Genomic DNA, 15,617 nt, shown 5'->3' on the forward strand with positions numbered 1-15,617 from the left:
GGAACAACGGGTTTCGGAAGGCCGCTTACGGCCGTCGGAAGGTCGGTCACGTCACGAGCGCTTCTCCAGAGCGGCGGCCAGGCGGTCGATCTGGGCGTCCATCTCGATCTTGCGGCGTTCCTTCGCCGTTCGGTCTTCGCCTCCGATGTCCTCGATGCCCGCCCGCAGGCGTTGGGTGAAGCGGCGTTCCTGGAGTTCGAAGTCCACCGAGTCGCGCTTCTCGCTCGCCTTGAGCTGGAGGTCGTGCAGCCGGCCTGAGACGTCGAGTTGCCGACGCAGGCGGGCGTCGTACTCCGTGGTGGCGCTCATCAGCTTGCTCAGCACCGGCAGGCAGTCCAGTGCGATCAGCAGCAGTGCCAGCAGCACGTGGGCCATCAGGATCACCGCGCTCTTCGCGGACAGCCGGCCCAGGGCGTCGAACTCGTCCAACAGGCCGCGTTCGGTCAGGTTCGCGCGCTTCTCCGCCACCGCCGCCGTGATGGCCGTGTTCACGTCGCGCTCGGTCTTGCCGCTCGCGTCGGCGACCGTGCGGTTCAGGCCGGCCACCGCCTGGTCTGCCGCCGCCAGGTCGGCGTGCAGGCGGTCGAGCTGGTTGTCACGGCGGAACTGGTCGGCCTTCTCGCGGTTGCGGGTGCACTCCGGGCCTTCGCCGGGGACGGCGGTCAGGCCCGGTCCGCCCCGGCCCGCGCACTCGTCGCGCGCCAGCCTCTCCAGTTCCGCGAGCCGCGAGTCCGCCTCGTCCACCTTGGTCTTCAACCCGTCGCGGTTGGCGGTGGCCCGCGCGAGCTCGTCCTTCGCGGCCTGCGGGCGTTCGCTGATCGTCACCAGGAACCCCGCGCACGACACGTCCGCCACCACGTCCCCGGACGGCGGGTTGCACCGCTTGAGGGTGCTCTCGTAACCGTCCACCTCGCTCTTGCGGTGCTCGCTGATCTCGTTGTCGATCGACTGGTGGAAGACCGCCAGCACGAGCGGTTCCGCGATGACCGCGCCGAGGAGGACCGACAGCAGGAGCCTCGGCAGGTACGTGCCGAGCAGCGACGTGCGCGGCGCGCCGTGGGTGCTGGAGATCAGCCAGCTGTCCGCCGTGATGATGATGACCGCCCACACCAGGTCGGCGAACGGCAGCCACCACTGGTCGCCCACCACGCTCGCCAGCGCCATGTGCATCGACACGGCGGCCAGCAGGCCGGTGTTCACCACGATCAGGCCCAGCCGCGTGTACCGGGGGCGTTCCTCCGGCACCCAGTCGAGGACGTCCTCGTTCACGCCGATCAGCCGGCGCAGCAGCCGGGGCAGCCCCCGCTGCGGCATCACGGGCCGCAGCGCGCCGACCGCGACGTCGTTCGGCAGCGACGCCCGCACGGGGCGTTCGACCGCGCGCAGGTTCGGGATGGTGCGCTCGTCCGGGGGACGGCGGGTGCCGACCGACGGGCGGTCGTCCAGCGCGGTCATGCCTCCACCCTCGTGTTGCGGTCGTCGTCGAGCAGTTCGGCGTCACCCGGGTCGACGTCCTCGTCGGCCGGGCGCGGCTCGTCCTCGGGCTTGGCGATGGCGACCCGGTCGACGGTCTCGGCCCGGTCCAGCGCCGGCGTGCCCCGGTCGCCGAGCATGTCGTTGACGAACCTGTCCAGCCGCAGGTTCAGCGTGTCGAGGTGGCCGTGCTTGGCCAGCTCGCGGATCACCTCCAGCTTCGCCTCCATCTCCTTGGCGGCGGACTCGCGTTCGAGCTGCCTGTCCTGCCGCTCCCACTCCGCGCGCCGCACGCCGTCCACGCGCCGCGCCTCGGCGTGCCGGGTCTCCACCTCGCGCTGGTGCCGGCGGTCCTCGCGGGCCCACACCTCGCGGCGCAGGTCCGCCTTCCGCTGCTGGGAGGCGTCGTCGCGCTCGGCCGCCCACCGCAGGCGCTGCTGCTCGCGCTCGTACTCGATGGCCGCCCGCAGGTCCTCGCGGTCCTGCTGGACCTCCTGCTCGCGCACCCGGCGCAGCTCGTCCGCCAGCTCCCGGGTGGTCAGCTCGCCCGCCGAGTAGGCGAGGTGCAGCGCCGCGATGGGGTTCGCCGCCACGGCCTCCGACGAGCGCTTGAGCTCCTCCCGGGCGTAGTGGCGCTGCGCGTGGTCGAGCGAGCGGGTGTGCTCGCCGTCCTGCACCTCCCGCGTCCGGCGGTGGATGTGCTCCAGGTCGCCGAGGCGCTGCTCGTTGGCGAGCTGCGCGGTCTTGACGACGTGGCTCTGCTTCGCCTCGCGCAGGGCGTCTTCCAGCTTGGCGACCTGGTCGGGCGTGAGCACCTCCACGCCGGCCAGCGTCGCCCTCATGCCCGCGAACTCCGGCGGGTTCAGGGTGGCGTAGGCGCGGATCTGGGCGTTGAGCTTGCGCCTGACGTCGTTGATCTCCTCCAGCCCGAAGTCCAGTCCCAGCTCGAAGATCCGCTGGTGCCCCTTGAGGTAGCCGGCGAGCATCGCGCGCGCGTCGTGGCCGCCGGTGCTCACCACCGCGACCGGGTCGTCCACCGTGCACAGGAACGTGACGCGCGTGGTGAAGTTCGAGGCGTCCCGCGAGGGGATGACCAGCTCGACCACCACGCCCGCGTCGACCGTCACGTCCACCAGCGCCACGTGCGACGCCTCGACGACCGTCGGCGAGTCCAGCGTCAGGTCCGAGGCGTCCAGCACGTACTGGTTGTGCGCGCGGTAGACCAGCCGGTGGCCCACCCGCACCGCCGGCACCTCTTCCGGGTCACGGCCCCGGGTCCGGCTGAAGAGGCGCTTGGGCGGCAGGGGGGTGAGGACGCGCTCGGCGACCACCGGGTACGGCTGTTCGTCCATCCAGTTCTCCTGCTCTGGGGGTGTGCCAGGGGGTGTGTCAGGGGGTGCGTGGCCGGCTGAGCGGGCTAGTCGAAGCGGCCTTTGATGGCGTCGAGCACCGCGTCCACGAGGGACTTGATGTCGGTGTCCTTGCGGCGCTCCACCACGATCCGGAAGTCCTGTTCCAGCGGGTCCTGCTCGTCGGGGTGCAGCCTGGTGCGCAGCGCGGTGCCCAGCAGCCGCGCGCTGCGGCGCGCGCTGCTGTCGTTGCGGGCCATGTCCTCCAGCAGCCACCGCAGCACGCCGATCGCCCGCAGGCGCATCGGCCGGTAGACCAGGACGCTGGACAGCAGGTGGCCGACCTGCCTGGCGTGCTGCGGGAACCGGTCGAGGTGGACCAGCACGGCGGACCTCTTCGAGCCCGGTTGCCGGGACTCCAGGACGGCCAGCGCGGTGCGCATCGCCACGGCCCGCCCGGCCGGCCGGGCACCGGGCGCGGTGAACCGGTCCACCTTGGCGGCCAGGAAGTCCAGCACCAGGTGCGCGTTGCCGGTCTCCTGCACGAGGGTGGCGAACAGCTCGCCGAACACCTGCTCCACGTCGCCGTCCACGGTGTGCGACTGCACGCACACCTGCCACAGCCGGCGGCGGGCGTCGTGCGGGTACCGGACGCCCAGCCCGCCGATGAACGACATGGCCGCCACCCAGCGCTGCGACGGGTTGCCCCGGGTGATCCACCCGGTGGCGACCTGGAGCGCGGTCGGCGCGAGGGAGTCGTCGTAGGCCATCAGGTGCAGCGCGTAGACGACGGCGCGCTGGCCGGCGGCGTGCCGGGAGCCGCGCGCCCAGCGGCTCAGGATCGGCACGACCTCGTCCAGCGCGATGGGGGTCAGCTCGGCGATGCCCAGGGCGACGGACACCTCGTAGCGCGGCTCGGTGACGATCTCGTCCAGCCAGTCGGCCACGGCGTCCCAGAACGCGACGTCCATCCGCTGCCAGAGCTGCGCCAGCACGTGCCGGTGGTGCTCCGGCTTGGCGAACTTCAGCGCGCCGCGCGTGCCCAGCTCGGTGTGCAGGGTCTCGGTGCCGACCAGCTCGTTGGCCAGCAGCCGCCGGCGCAGCTGCGGGAGCTGGTCGCGCTGGTCGACGTCCTCCGCCGTGGGCGGTTCCGGCACGTGCCGGCCCAACGCGCGGCGCAGCGCCCGGAGCGCGGCCTCGAACGTGCGCTCGTCCACGCCGGCCGCGAACGCCAGGGTGGTCACCTCGACCACTTCGCGCCGGGCCGGCGCCTGGTCGAACCAGTGCTCGACCTCCGCGCGCACCCTGCTGTCCAGGTGCTCCAGCGCCTCCTCCAGCGACCGGCCGCCGTCGAGCTGCCGGGCCAGCCCGACCACGTCGCGCACGCTGTCGACGGTGCCCAGCACCTCGGCCAGCACCTGCTGCTGAGCCGCCGGGAGCCGCCCGGTCCAGTAGGCGCGCAGCAGCCGCTCCGCAGCGGGCGGCGACCAGGCGACGTGGCAGGACGAGTCGGGCACGTCGGCGGCCGGCTGGGTGATCACCAGGTAGCACCCGTGGTCCACGACCCGGTCGCGCACGAGGCGCCACTCGAAGTCGGACTCCCGGCTTCCCTTGTCCACCACGCGGTCCACGACCAGGTAGCCGCAGCCGCGCTCGTACTCGTAGTCGGCCAGGTCGGCCGGCGAGGTGTTCGGCGAGAGCATGTAGAGCGTTTCGCCGGTCACCGCGCGCAGCAGGGCCAGCGCGGACAGCCTCTTGCCCGTGCCGGGCGGTCCGCACAGCACGAGCAGCCGCTCGTTGCCGAGGCGCACCTCGCTGCCCGCGAACCCCTCCGGGGCGACGAACCGCGCCAGCGCGGCGCGCACGTCGTCGTCGTCCACCAGGCCGGTCGCCCTGGTCAGGGTGGTCCGGGGCCCTCCGGTCACGGTCTGGGCGCCGAGCAGGGCGTTCTCGATCCGGGCGCCGAAGAGGTTGACCTGGACGTCGTTGACCATCTCGCGGTTGAACGCCGACGCGGGCCGCTCGGCCGGCGGCTGCTCGGCGTCGGGTGCCGCCGGGGCCGCGGTCTCCTCGGCCTGCGGGGCGGTCACCGCCCGAACCGGTTCTGGACCCCGATCACGACGTTGTCGCCGCGCACCCCGCCGTGCACGACGGTGTGGTGGCCGCTCGCCGCACGCCCGGGGCCGGACCCGGCGGGCTCGTCGGACCCGTCCGGCCCGGCCTGCGGTGCGGCGGCGCGGAGGTCGAGCCGGAGCGCGTGCGGGTCGTGACCGGGCACGTGCAGCCAGGCCGTGCCGACGAACTTCTTGGTGTGCACGGGGACTTCGCGGAAGTCCTCGGGGGACAGCCGGGTGTGCCGCTGGAGCACCAGGTCCGCGTACAGGATCGGGGTCAGCAGGAACACCACGTCCGCGCGCGGGCAGGCGACCAGGGCCTGCCGCGCCGCAGCGCTGTCGACCGTGCGGGCGGTCGTGACGACGCCCGTGCCCGCGTAGCCGTTCGCCGCCTTGCGCACCAGTCCCTGGTGGACGGCCGCGCGCAGGCGCAGCCGGATTTCCGGCCGTGCGCTGCCGTTGTGGGCGGACAGCGCCTCGCGCAGGGCGACGGGCAGGTCGTCCACGACCCGCTTCTCCGGGACGTCGGCGGGCAGCACGGCCAGTTCGCCGTCGCCGGCCTGCTGCACGCTCCAGCGCGTCCGGTCGAGGCCGGCGCGCGCGGCGGCGTCCTCCAGCACGGCGGCCAGCGCCCGCTGCACCTCGTGCTGGTCGACGTCCGTTCGCGCGCTGTAGTCCTCCACGTCCAGCACGAGCAGGACCCGGCGGCTGAAGTCGTCGTCCATGGAGGATTCCTCCGAATCTCGGTGGTGTGCGGTGATTCTGCGGCCGGCGGGTCGCGCGAACCCCGGCATAATCCGGAATCCGGGGCGGTCAGCCCTCGTCGGCCACGCGGCGCAGCGCGTCCAGGTCGCGGATGAACAGACCCCGGTAGCGGGCGGTGATCAGGCCCTCGGCCTTGAGCGCGCGCAGCGCGGTGCCGACGGTGTCGGGCTTGGCCCCGATGAGCCGGCCCAGTTCCTGTTGCGACACCTCGACCCCGAGTTCCACGCCGAGCGGTCCGCGCACGCCGTGCGCCTCGACCAGTTCGAGCACGACCCGGACCAGCCGGGTGCGGACCTCGTACGCGGCGAAGTCGAGGCGCCGGCGGTTGGCCCAGTCGAGCCGTTCGGAGATCAACGCGCACAAAGCCCGCCAGGCGGCCGGGTTCCGGTCGAGGTACTGGAGGAACCGCCGGCGCTCGACGACCTGGGCGACGAGGTCGGCGCACGCGGTGACGGTCGCCGAGCGGGTCCGGTCGTCGCGCAGCGCGGCACCCTCGCCGATCACGTCGCCGACGACCCGGATGCCCAGCAGGCTCTCCGACCCGTTGGGCACCAGCCGGGTCACCTTCGCGCACGCGCCGCCGGTCGCGGTGCCCTTGAGCAGGAAGACGTCGGTCCCCCGGTCCCCTTGGCGCGTCAGCGGTTCACCGCTGCGCAGGGTGCGGTGGCCACCCAGGCCGAGGAGCCCTTCGCGCACGGCCGGGTCGAGCCGCGCGAGGAACGTGCCGGGCAGCCACCTGCCCGACTGCAACGCCTTGGACAACGCGGTCTCCCGTCCGCTGTGCGTCAAGACTTTCCCGGGGCGATCCGCCCGGCGACCGGTTCCGCATCGGATGACGTCCGGCACGCCGGATGAGCGCGCGCCATTGGTTCCGGTCGTATTGCTGCGGTGAGGGTGACACCGTACATCGTGGTGCCGTAAGGGGGAATTCGCGTGGCCAATTAGCCTGATGGGGTGAAGATCAAAAAAGATACCGCAATAGTGCGGAGTGGGTTCCCGGCAACGTTGTTGAGAATGTTTGCCCAGGTGAGGAGCATACGTATTAAGACGGCCGGGTTGCGCTTCCCGGGGATGGCGTGCACGCACGCGGTGAATCGCGGGAACGATTGCGACGGACCGGGCGCTCGTTCCTCGGTGATTCTCCCACCGTTCTGTGGTCTGAACCACAGACCTGGTCCGGTCGTCCCTGCGGGGTGGTGTCGGCACTACCCGGAAGGGGTGCAGGCGAGCTTCCGGCCGTCCCCTGCCCGTTCGTAGCGTGGAACGCAGCGAGCGCTCGCCAAGACCACGTGTACGGGCTTCCCCGGATATCCGGGGCGCACGAAGGGGATCACGCATGAAGACAGGTTTGCGACGGGTCGGTGCCGCCGTGGTGCTCGCGGCGTTGGTGACCGGGACGGTCGGGCAGTCCGCGAACGCCGCCGCCCAGGACGGTCCCACCGCCCAGGACGGCTCCCAGGCCGAGACCCTCAACCGGCGCGGGGACCTCAAGCGCGCCATGGACGACGTGGTGGCAGCGGGCGGGGCCGGTGTCGTCCTGCGGGTGCACGACAAGCGCGGCGACTGGGCGGGCAGCGCCGGCGTGGCGGAGCTGGGCAAGCCGGGGAAGCCCGGCACCGACTGGAGCTTCCGCGCGGGCAGCATCACCAAGGTGTTCGTGGCGACGGTCGTGCTCCAGCTCGTGGACGAGGGCAAGGTGAAGCTGGACGAGTCCGCCGCGCGCTACCTGCCCGACTACGGGCTCGACCGCCGCATCACGGTCCGGATGCTGCTCCAGCACACCAGCGGGATCTACAACTACACCGGTGACGCCAAGGCCGACGGCACGCCGGACCCGGGCATCCCGATGTGGGGCCAGGACTACGTCGACAACATGTTCCGCACCTACAAGACCGAGGACCTGGTCAAGCAGGCGCTGGCCAAGCCCGCGCGGTTCGAGCCCGGAGCCCGCCACGCCTACTCCAACACCAACTACGCGCTCGCCGGCCTGCTCATCGAGAAGGTGACCAGGACCGACTACGCGACCCAGGTCGAGCGCCGCATCATCAAGCGCCTCGGCCTGCGCGGCACCAGCCTGCCGGGCACCAGGACGGAGATCCCCGGCCCGAACGCGCACAGCTACCTGGCCTACCAGCACAACGGGACGCTGAAGGTCGTGGACGGCACCAGGATGAACCCGTCGTGGGCGGGTGCGGCGGGCGAGATCATCTCCAGCACCGAGGACCTCGACAAGTTCATCAGCGCGCTCGTCGGCGGGAAGCTGCTGTCCCCGAAGCTCACCGCCGAGATGCGCAAGACGGTGCCGGCCACCGGCGACGACCACATCGGCCTCGGCCTGTTCGAGTACCGGCTCACGCCGGACTGCAAGGTGCTCGGCCACACCGGCGGCACGCAGAGCGTGACCTCCTACATGTTCAGCTCGCCCGACCGCAGCCGCCGGGTCGAGTTCTCGATCAACCACGGCGTGCTGGACGGCGGCGACCAGGCGTCCCGCGAGAAGTTCGATGCCGCGCACCGCAAGCTGGCCACCACGGCCCTCTGCGGCGACGGCCGCTGACCCACCGCCCCGCCGACCGTCCGGTGGCGGGTTCCGGAATGACCGGGCCCGCCACCGACGCGGTCATCCCGCAGCCCGCCGCGACCACCGGGTGGCCCCACGGGTCAGACCGTGCACCACCAGGGCCAGCAGCACCACCGACACCGCGAAAGCCCAGTGCGTCGCCGGCCCCGGGTAGCCCGTCACCGGCAGAAAACCCCGCCCACGGGGGAGCAGGTGGTTCACCACCCCGGCACCGAAGTAGAGGACCAGCGTGGCACCGCCGGCCAGGGCCGGCCCGACCAGGGGGCCGAGGCAGAACGCGACGCCAGCGAACACCAGGTAGTTGGAGACCTGCCAGGCCCACGGCACCTCGGCGGGCAACCGCGCCGACCCGAGGACGAGCACGGTCAGCGGCAGCAGCATCCCCGCCAGGGCGTACGCGACGGAGATTGCCGTCGCTCGGTGGGTGCCCAGCCGGTCCCACTCCCAGAACCGGGGCCGTGCCAGGGCCGCCGCGACGACGACGCCCACCACCGCGCACAGCTCCGGGAACGGCAGGCGGTTCTGCGGGTGGGCCGCCGACAGGTGGATCACGACGGCGCGGTCGCCCAGCAGCCCGCTCAGCACGCTCAGCGCGACGACCGCGAGCACGAGCAGGTGGGACGACCTCGAAGCCAGGACGAGGCGGATCATCGGCGGGGCAGGTCCTCCTCGGTGAGGGCGCACCCGGTGATCCGGTCGCCGTGCGAGGCGATCCAGTCGCGCACGGCGGGATCGGGCAGGCCGGAGAACGGGTTGCCCGCCGTGGACATCCCCTCCAGCCGGCGGCCGAGCTGCTGGGCGATCTCGACCGACGGCGAGTCGGCGGGCACCCGCAGCCGGAAGCAGCCGGCCAGCCCGGACAGCACGTCCAGGGCCTGGACCGGTCGGGTCTCCGTCGGGCTCGCGGGCTGGATCGGCACCCACAGCACGGTGTCGCGCCGGTCTGGGCGCCACACCGGCGTCCCGTCGACCGGGTGTCCGCGCAGCGCCTCGTCGTAGATCCGGGTGAACGGCGCGGGACCGCCGTGGCGCTCCAGGACGGCGTCCGTGGCAGCCACCACGACGTCGAGCCTGGAGCGGTGGCCCTCGTGCACGCAGTACTCGACCGTGCCGCTCGTCCGGCACACGCGCGGTGGTTCGGTCTCGTAGGCGAAGAGCGCCGGCTTGGAGACCAGCGGCGGCACGGCCATCACGACGGGCAGCAGCAGGGGCAGCAGCGCGGTGAGGCCGCGCACCCGACCGCCGTCGGCCCGGTGCCGCCGCAGCAGCCGGGCGGCGGCCCACACCACCGCGACCGTCGAGACCGTCAGGAAGGCCAACCGGTAGACGACGAACGGGGTGGACTGCACGCTGCCGAGCAGCGGTTTGACGTAGAGGACCGGCATCAGCGCGGAGAACGTGTCGCCGGTGCTGCCCAGCACTGCGGTGCCGAACAGCAGCACGGCGGAGATCGGTGCCGTCAGGGGAGTGCGCGTCACCACGCCGATCAGGTACCCGACGGCCGTCGCCAGGACCAGCCCGAGCACCCCGGTCAGCACGACCGGGACGTCCGGCCCGCCGTGCTCGGCGCCGCGCACCGTGACGACGAGCAGCGGCACGAACCCGAGGAGGTACGCGCCCACGAAGGCGGCGAGGAGCAGGCCCAGCTGCGGCAGGACGGTCCGCAGGCCGGCGCGCGCGGCGACGGGCAGCGCGAAGATCCGGGACGGCGGCAGCAGCCGGCCGGCGACGTACGTGGCCGCCGCTGCGGCGATCGGCGCGGTGAACGTGTTCTGCTGGTGGAACTCGGCGGAGGTCCGCACCCACTCCTGGTACGGCCAGGACCGCATGGCCGCTGTCGTGGCGACCACCACGGCGGCGATCGCGGCAGCCGGTAGCGCGACCGGCCAGACGCCGAGCGGCGACCGCAACCGGACCTTGGGCGCGCGGAGCCGTTCCCCGTGCTGCACCACATCGGCGGTGTCGAGGTCAGTCACGGTCGGCCCCCAACCTGGCGACCAGCGCCTGGTAGGCCCGCTCGAACGGCGAGCCGAGCACACCGGAGGCGGGCGCGCTGTCGACCAGTTCGGTCAACTCCTCCTCCGTCCCGTCGAACACCAGCCTGCCGTCGGCGAGCACGCCGACCCGGTGGCACAGGTGGGAGATGTCCTCGATCAGGTGCGTGGACAGCAGCACCGTGCGGGTGCGCCCGATGTCGGCGACGACCTCCCGCAACCGCATCCGCTGCGCGGGGTCGAGGCCCACGGTCGGCTCGTCGAGCACCAGCACGTCCGGCTCGTGGGCGAGCGCCGCCGCGACACCCAGCCGCTGCCGCTGACCACCGGACAAGGTCCGCACCCGCGCCGTCACCAGGTCTTCCAGGCGGACCGCTTCGAGCGCCCTGGACGCGGCGGCGGCACACGCGCGCCGGTCGACGCCGTTGACCCAGGCGGCGTAGGCGACGGTGTCCACCACCCGCATCCCGCCGACGAGCGAGAAGTGCTGCGGCACGAACCCGATCGTGCCGGAGGCGCCCCCGGTGAAGCGGAGCGCGCCGGAGTGCGGTTTCTCCAACCCGACCAGCAGGTTGAGCAGCGTGGTCTTGCCCGCGCCGTTCGGGCCGAGCAACCCGGTGACCCCCGGGCCGACCGTCCAGTCCACCCCGGACAGCACCTGCCGCCGGCCGTAGCGGAAGTGGACGCCGTCGAATTCGATGTGCACGTGTGAGCGCCGATCCTGTTCGTTGACTTGGGCCGACAGCGCCGCGCGTGACGCGGACCGGGTCACGCGCCATGTGATCAGTAAACAGCACCCGGCGCGCTGCAAGCGGGGCAGCCATGTAAAGCAAGCTTGACACGGTGTCGCTTCTGCTTGACACTGATGATGTCAAGCTTGCTTTACACGGTGGAGGGGCAGTGTCGTACGAGGAGAAGGGGACGTGGGTCTACCTGGTGGTCAGCCTGGTTGCCTACGTCGCCTACCTGATCAGGCTGTTCGACCTGTCCACCGGGCGCGATCTGGTCGACACCCCGTACACGGCGGCGTTGTTGTGGGCGGTCGGGGTGTCGGTCGTGTCCGCTGTCGTCGGGCGGGTGGTCCTGGAGGTCGTCAAGCCCAGCGACCGGCACCGGGGTGACGTGCGGGACAAGGAGATCGACCGGCGCGGCGAGTACTTCGGCGGGCTGCTGGTCGGCGTCGGCATGGTGCTGCCGTTCGGGCTCGCCCTCGCCGAGGCGCGGCACTTCTGGATCGCCAACGCCATGTACGCGGTGTTCACGCTCGGCGCGGTGGTCGGGTCGCTGATCAAGCTGCACGCCTACCGGCGGGGGTTCTGACGCCTTGGGCAAGCCCACGAAGGTCACCAACACCATCCGCGCGCTGCGGTTCGCGCACGGCGGCATGACGCAGGCCGAGCTGGCCGCCCGGGTCGACGTCACCCGGCAGACGATCAACGCCATCGAGCAGGGCAAGTACTCGCCGACGCTGGAGATGGCGTTCCAGATCGCCCGGGTGTTCGGCGTCCCGCTGGTCGAAGTGTTCCAGTACCCGGAGGAGGAGTTGTGAGAGCGGTGACGCAGGAGCGGTACGGGGTGCCGTCGGAGGTGTTGCGGTTGCGGGACATCCCCGCGCCCGAGGTCGGCGCGGGGGAGGTGCTGGTGCGGGTCGCGGCGTCGCCGGTCTCCGGCACGGACTGGCACCTGGTGCTCGGGCTGCCCTACGCCGCGCGGTTCGTGGTCGGGCTGCGGAAGCCGTCCAACCCGGTGTTCGGGCTTGAGTTCGCCGGCACCGTCACGGCGGTCGGCGCGGGCGTGCACGACGTCCAGGTCGGCGACGAGGTGTTCGGGTGGCACGGCGGGACGTTCGCCGAGTACATCTCCGTGCCCGCCGAGCAGTTGACCCACAAGCCGCGCAACCTGTCCGCAGCGCACGCGGCGGCCGTGCCCATCGCGTCCTTCACCGCCTTGCAGGCCGTGCGCGACCTGGGCAAGGTCACGGCCGGCCAGGAGGTGCTGATCTCCGGGGCGTCCGGCTGCGTCGGCACCTACGCCGTGCAGATCGCCAAGGCGCTGGGCGCGCGGGTCACCGGCATCTGCGGCGCGGACAAGGCGGACCTGGTGCGCTCACTGGGCGCGGAACGGGTCGTGGACCACCGGGAGCAGCGGCTGCCGGACATCGGCGAGCGGTTCGACGTGCTGGTCGACATCTACGGCAACCCGTCGCTGCGCGAGTGCGGCGCGGTCCTCAGGCCCGGCGGGACGCTGGTGTTCGTCGGCGGCACGGGCGGGCGGCTGTTCATGGGCACCGACCGCTGGCTGCGCGGCCTGATCGCCGCGCCCTTCCTCCGGTTCGACGTCCGGGCCCTGGTGCACGAGGACCGCCGCGACGACCTGGTGACCATGCGCGAGTTCATCGAGTCCGGCGCGGTCACGCCGGTCGTCGGGCAGCTCTACGAGCTCGACCGGGTGGCCGAGGCCATCGAGGACGTGCGGGCCGGCAAGGTGCGCGGCCAGGCCGTCGTGACCATCTAGCCCGCGCGGCAGCCGGAACCCGCGCCCGCCCGGCGGCTACCGCAGCTCCGCCAGCACCCCGTCGGTGAACGGCGGCCACGCCGACACCGCCCACTCGCCGAACCGGCGGTCGGTCAGCGCCACGCACGCCACGCCCGCGTCCGGGTCGCACCACAGGAACGTGCCGCTCTGCCCGAAGTGGCCGAACGTCCGGGGCGAGCTCGTCGCGCCGGTCCAGTGCGGCGACTTGGCCGCCCTGATCTCGAACCCCAGCCCCCAGTCGTTCTCGCGCTGCGAGCCGTAGCCGGGCAGCACGCCGCGCAGGCCGGGGAACACCACGGTGGTCGCCTCCGCCACCAGCGCCGCCGACACCAGCTTCGGGTCCTGCACCTCGGCCGCGAAGCGGGCCAGGTCGGCGGCGGTGGAGGTGACCCCGGCGGCGGGCGAGCCGTCCAGCGACGAGGACGCCATGCCGAGCGGGGCGAACACCGCCTCCGCGAGGTAGTCGCCGAACGGGATGCCCGACGCCCGCGCGACCTCGTCGGCCAGCACCTCGAACCCGGTGTTGGAGTAGATCCGCCGGGTGCCCGGCGCGGCCTGCACGTCGGCCGAGTCGAACGCCAGCCCGGACGTGTGCGCGATCAGGTGCCGCAGCGTCGCGCCTTCGGGACCGGCGGGCCGGTCCCACTCGACCGCGCCCTCCTCCACCGCGACCAGCACCGCGTACGAGGTGAGCAGCTTGGTCACCGAGGCCAGCGGGAACCGGCGCTCCAGCGGGCCGGTCGAGCCGAGCACCCGCCCCCGCGCGTCGACCACGGCCACCGCCGCGTGCTCCACCGGCCACTCGGACACCACGCGCAGACTCTCCATGCCGCAGACTCTGCCACGTGTCCCCACGTGAGCTGGTCGTGCTCGGCACCGCGAGCCAGGTGCCCACCCGCACCCGCAACCACAACGGCTACCTGCTGCGCTGGGACGACGAGGGGTTCCTGTTCGACCCCGGCGACGGGGCGCAGCGGCAGATGCTGCTGGCCGGCGTGCCCGCGCGGGACATCACCCGGATCTGCCTCACCCACTTCCACGGCGACCACTGCCTGGGCGTGCCGGGCATCGTCCAGCGGCTGTCGCTGGACCGCGCGGCGCACCCGGTGCACGCGCACTACCCGGCGTCCGGCGCGCACTTCTTCGAGCGGCTCCGGCACGCCAGCTCGTTCTACGACACGCTCGACCTGCGCGAGCTGCCGGTCACCGGGCCGGGCCCGATCGCGTCCGGCCCGTTCGGCGTGCTGGAGGCCCGCCGGCTGGACCACTCGCTGGAGACCTACGGCTACCGCCTGGTCGAGCCGGACGGCCGGCGCCTGCTGCCGGACCGCCTCGCCGCGCGGGGCATCCGGGGTCGGGCCGTCCGCGACCTCACGCCGGAGCAGCTCGCCGAGGTCAGCGCGCACCGGCCGGGGCAGCGGTTCGCGTTCGTCATGGACACCCGGCTGTGCGACGGGGTGTTCGAGCTGGCGGACGGGGCCGACCTGCTGGTCATCGAGTCGACATACCTCCACGTCGACGAGCGCCTGGCCACCGAGCACGGGCACCTGACGGCGGCCCAGGCCGCGCGGGTGGCGGCCGAGTGCGGGGTCCGCAAGCTGGTGCTGACGCACTTCTCGCAGCGCTACTCCGACATGTCGCTGTTCCACGCGGAGGCCGCCGAGGTGTTCTCCGGGGAGGTCGTGGTGGCCGCCGACCTCGACCGCGTGCCGGTGCCCAAGCGCCGCACCACCAACACCTGAACCCGCCGCCGTCACCCGAACCGCCGCCGACACCGAGACCCGCCGCCGTCACCCGAACCGCCGCCGACACCCGAAGCCGCCGTCGCACGACCGCACCGACCGGGGGCGGGCGGTCACGCCGTCCGGTGTGGACCGGCCGCCTCCCACTGCGAGCGGACCAGGGAGTCCAGGTCCGACTCGACCGGCCGCCAGCCCAGGGCGCGCAGCTTCGCCGTGTCGGCGCGCAGCTCCCTGGTCTCGCCGGGGTGCGCGGGCCTGCGCTCCACGGTCACCGCCCGGCCGGTCACCCGGTGCACCGCCGCCAGCACGTCCGCGACGCTCGCCGGGGTCGCGCCCACGTTGTACGCCTCGTGCCCCGGCGCGCACGTCTCCAGCGCCAGCACGAAGGCCCGCGCCGCGTCCGCGACGTGCACGAAGTCCCGCACCGCCGACCCGTCCCCGTAGACCTCCATCGACGGCAGCCGCCCGGCCGCCACCGCGCACGCCCTGGTCACCACGCGGGCGTCGTCGCGGTCGCCACCGCCGGCGAGGTTGAACAGGCGCAGCGTCACGGCGGACAGCGCGCCGGTCCGGGCCGTCCACGCGAGGGCGTCCTCGGCGGCGGCTTTGCTGGCGGCGTAAGGGTTTGTCGGCACGCGCGGGTGCTCCTCGGTGAGCACGCGGCCACGCGGCGTGCCGTAGACGCCGGCCGTGGACGCCAGTACGAACCTCGGCGGCCTGGAATGGAGCAAACGGAGTGTTCCGGTCACGTTGACGTCGTAGTACGACAGGGGGTCGTCGAACGATTCCCGCACCCGGGCCAGTGCCGCCAAGTGGATCAATCCGTCGGACGACGGGATGTCCGCCGTGCGGATGTCGCCGGTGAACGGGATCACCTCGTGACCGGCGTTGATGAGTTGTTCAACAATGCTTCGCCCCAGGTAGCCGCGGCTCCCGGTGACCAGAACGCGCATGGTGGCCATCCCAGCACGGCACCACCCGGACGGTGGTCGGCGGTCCGGGGAAAATTGACCCTAAAGGTGTTGTCACGACCGGCCGATACAACCCAAGTGAGTTACCCGCAT

The 15,617-nt window shown here is 72.7% G+C and carries 15 protein-coding genes; 5 read left to right on the forward strand and 10 right to left on the reverse strand.

Going from position 1 to position 15,617, the window contains the following annotated elements:
* Positions 1-51: 51 nt before the first annotated feature.
* The 5 genes from AB0I60_RS11710 to AB0I60_RS11730 all read right to left on the reverse strand — a co-directional run bounded on the left by AB0I60_RS11710 (position 52) and on the right by AB0I60_RS11730 (position 6,490).
* Entirely contained in the window at positions 52-1,455 is a 1,404-nt protein-coding gene (locus AB0I60_RS11710; protein WP_360728083.1) for a DUF4407 domain-containing protein, read from the reverse strand.
* Complete coding sequence (locus tag AB0I60_RS11715) at positions 1,452-2,825, reverse strand: hypothetical protein (protein WP_360728086.1); 1,374 nt, start codon at positions 2,823-2,825, stop codon at positions 1,452-1,454. The genes AB0I60_RS11710 and AB0I60_RS11715 overlap by 4 nt, the downstream gene beginning before the upstream one ends.
* Positions 2,826-2,890: 65 nt before the next feature.
* Positions 2,891-4,912 carry a hypothetical protein gene (locus AB0I60_RS11720; protein ID WP_360728088.1) on the reverse strand — a complete coding sequence of 674 codons (2,022 nt, stop codon included), beginning with the start codon at positions 4,910-4,912 and terminating at the stop codon, positions 2,891-2,893.
* Positions 4,909-5,661 (reverse strand): hypothetical protein, encoded by a 753-nt coding sequence (locus AB0I60_RS11725; protein ID WP_360728091.1) that lies wholly within the window; start codon positions 5,659-5,661, stop codon positions 4,909-4,911. Before AB0I60_RS11725 ends, AB0I60_RS11720 begins: the two co-directional genes overlap by 4 nt.
* Positions 5,662-5,749: 88 nt before the next feature.
* A complete protein-coding gene (locus AB0I60_RS11730; RefSeq protein WP_360728093.1) occupies positions 5,750-6,490 on the reverse strand; it encodes a Crp/Fnr family transcriptional regulator in 741 nt (246 codons plus the stop codon).
* A 547-nt stretch (positions 6,491-7,037) separates the two neighbouring features.
* On the opposite strand from AB0I60_RS11730, the gene AB0I60_RS11735 reads away from it, so the two are divergent.
* Positions 7,038-8,258 (forward strand): serine hydrolase domain-containing protein, encoded by a 1,221-nt coding sequence (locus AB0I60_RS11735; protein WP_360728096.1) that lies wholly within the window; start codon positions 7,038-7,040, stop codon positions 8,256-8,258.
* Between the two features lie 63 nt (positions 8,259-8,321).
* Here AB0I60_RS11735 and AB0I60_RS11740 read toward each other — a convergent pair whose 3' ends face one another.
* Genes AB0I60_RS11740 through AB0I60_RS11750 form a run of 3 tightly spaced genes read right to left on the reverse strand, consistent with a single transcriptional unit; the run spans position 8,322 to position 10,982 of the window.
* Positions 8,322-8,933 carry a hypothetical protein gene (locus AB0I60_RS11740; RefSeq protein ID WP_360728099.1) on the reverse strand — a complete coding sequence of 204 codons (612 nt, stop codon included), beginning with the start codon at positions 8,931-8,933 and terminating at the stop codon, positions 8,322-8,324.
* Positions 8,930-10,258, reverse strand: coding sequence for a hypothetical protein (locus AB0I60_RS11745; protein WP_360728102.1), 1,329 nt, complete (start codon positions 10,256-10,258; stop codon positions 8,930-8,932). Before AB0I60_RS11745 ends, AB0I60_RS11740 begins: the two co-directional genes overlap by 4 nt.
* Positions 10,251-10,982 carry an ATP-binding cassette domain-containing protein gene (locus AB0I60_RS11750; protein WP_360728105.1) on the reverse strand — a complete coding sequence of 244 codons (732 nt, stop codon included), beginning with the start codon at positions 10,980-10,982 and terminating at the stop codon, positions 10,251-10,253. The genes AB0I60_RS11745 and AB0I60_RS11750 overlap by 8 nt, the downstream gene beginning before the upstream one ends.
* A 194-nt stretch (positions 10,983-11,176) precedes the next feature.
* Here AB0I60_RS11750 and AB0I60_RS11755 point away from each other — a divergent pair, with 194 nt between their 5' ends.
* From AB0I60_RS11755 to AB0I60_RS11765, 3 genes are read left to right on the forward strand one after another with little or no spacing between them, the layout of a single operon-like run.
* On the forward strand, positions 11,177-11,596 hold the full coding sequence (locus tag AB0I60_RS11755; protein ID WP_360728108.1) for a hypothetical protein: 420 nt from the start codon (positions 11,177-11,179) through the stop codon (positions 11,594-11,596).
* Between the two features lie 4 nt (positions 11,597-11,600).
* Entirely contained in the window at positions 11,601-11,825 is a 225-nt protein-coding gene (locus AB0I60_RS11760) for a helix-turn-helix transcriptional regulator (RefSeq protein ID WP_360728111.1), read from the forward strand.
* Positions 11,822-12,790: an NAD(P)-dependent alcohol dehydrogenase gene (locus AB0I60_RS11765; protein WP_360728114.1), complete on the forward strand. Its 969-nt coding sequence runs from the start codon at positions 11,822-11,824 to the stop codon at positions 12,788-12,790. Before AB0I60_RS11760 ends, AB0I60_RS11765 begins: the two co-directional genes overlap by 4 nt.
* Positions 12,791-12,826: 36 nt before the next feature.
* On the opposite strand, the gene AB0I60_RS11770 is transcribed toward AB0I60_RS11765, so the two are convergent.
* A complete protein-coding gene (locus tag AB0I60_RS11770) occupies positions 12,827-13,639 on the reverse strand; it encodes a serine hydrolase domain-containing protein (RefSeq protein ID WP_360728116.1) in 813 nt (270 codons plus the stop codon).
* A 17-nt stretch (positions 13,640-13,656) separates the two neighbouring features.
* Here AB0I60_RS11770 and AB0I60_RS11775 point away from each other — a divergent pair, with 17 nt between their 5' ends.
* A complete protein-coding gene (locus tag AB0I60_RS11775) occupies positions 13,657-14,553 on the forward strand; it encodes a ribonuclease Z (RefSeq protein ID WP_360728119.1) in 897 nt (298 codons plus the stop codon).
* A gap of 113 nt (positions 14,554-14,666) precedes the next feature.
* Here the strand turns inward: AB0I60_RS11775 and AB0I60_RS11780 are convergent, their stop codons facing one another.
* Positions 14,667-15,506, reverse strand: coding sequence for an NAD-dependent epimerase/dehydratase family protein (locus tag AB0I60_RS11780; protein WP_360728122.1), 840 nt, complete (start codon positions 15,504-15,506; stop codon positions 14,667-14,669).
* Positions 15,507-15,617: the final 111 nt, after the last annotated feature.

This window comes from Actinosynnema sp. NPDC050436, assembly GCF_040655415.1.
GTDB lineage: Bacteria > Actinomycetota > Actinomycetes > Mycobacteriales > Pseudonocardiaceae > Actinosynnema.

What these genes read in the sequence shown, in the direction of transcription:
- AB0I60_RS11710 (WP_360728083.1), bottom strand. Translation starts at nt 1,455, where the DNA reads ATGACCGCGCTGGACGACCGCCCGTCGGTCGGCACCCGCCGTCCCCCG.
- AB0I60_RS11715 (WP_360728086.1), bottom strand. Translation starts at nt 2,825, where the DNA reads ATGGACGAACAGCCGTACCCGGTGGTCGCCGAGCGCGTCCTCACCCCC.
- AB0I60_RS11725 (WP_360728091.1), bottom strand. Translation starts at nt 5,661, where the DNA reads ATGGACGACGACTTCAGCCGCCGGGTCCTGCTCGTGCTGGACGTGGAG.
- AB0I60_RS11735 (WP_360728096.1), top strand. Translation starts at nt 7,038, where the DNA reads ATGAAGACAGGTTTGCGACGGGTCGGTGCCGCCGTGGTGCTCGCGGCG.
- AB0I60_RS11740 (WP_360728099.1), bottom strand. Translation starts at nt 8,933, where the DNA reads ATGATCCGCCTCGTCCTGGCTTCGAGGTCGTCCCACCTGCTCGTGCTC.
- AB0I60_RS11770 (WP_360728116.1), bottom strand. Translation starts at nt 13,639, where the DNA reads ATGGAGAGTCTGCGCGTGGTGTCCGAGTGGCCGGTGGAGCACGCGGCG.
- AB0I60_RS11780 (WP_360728122.1), bottom strand. Translation starts at nt 15,506, where the DNA reads ATGCGCGTTCTGGTCACCGGGAGCCGCGGCTACCTGGGGCGAAGCATT.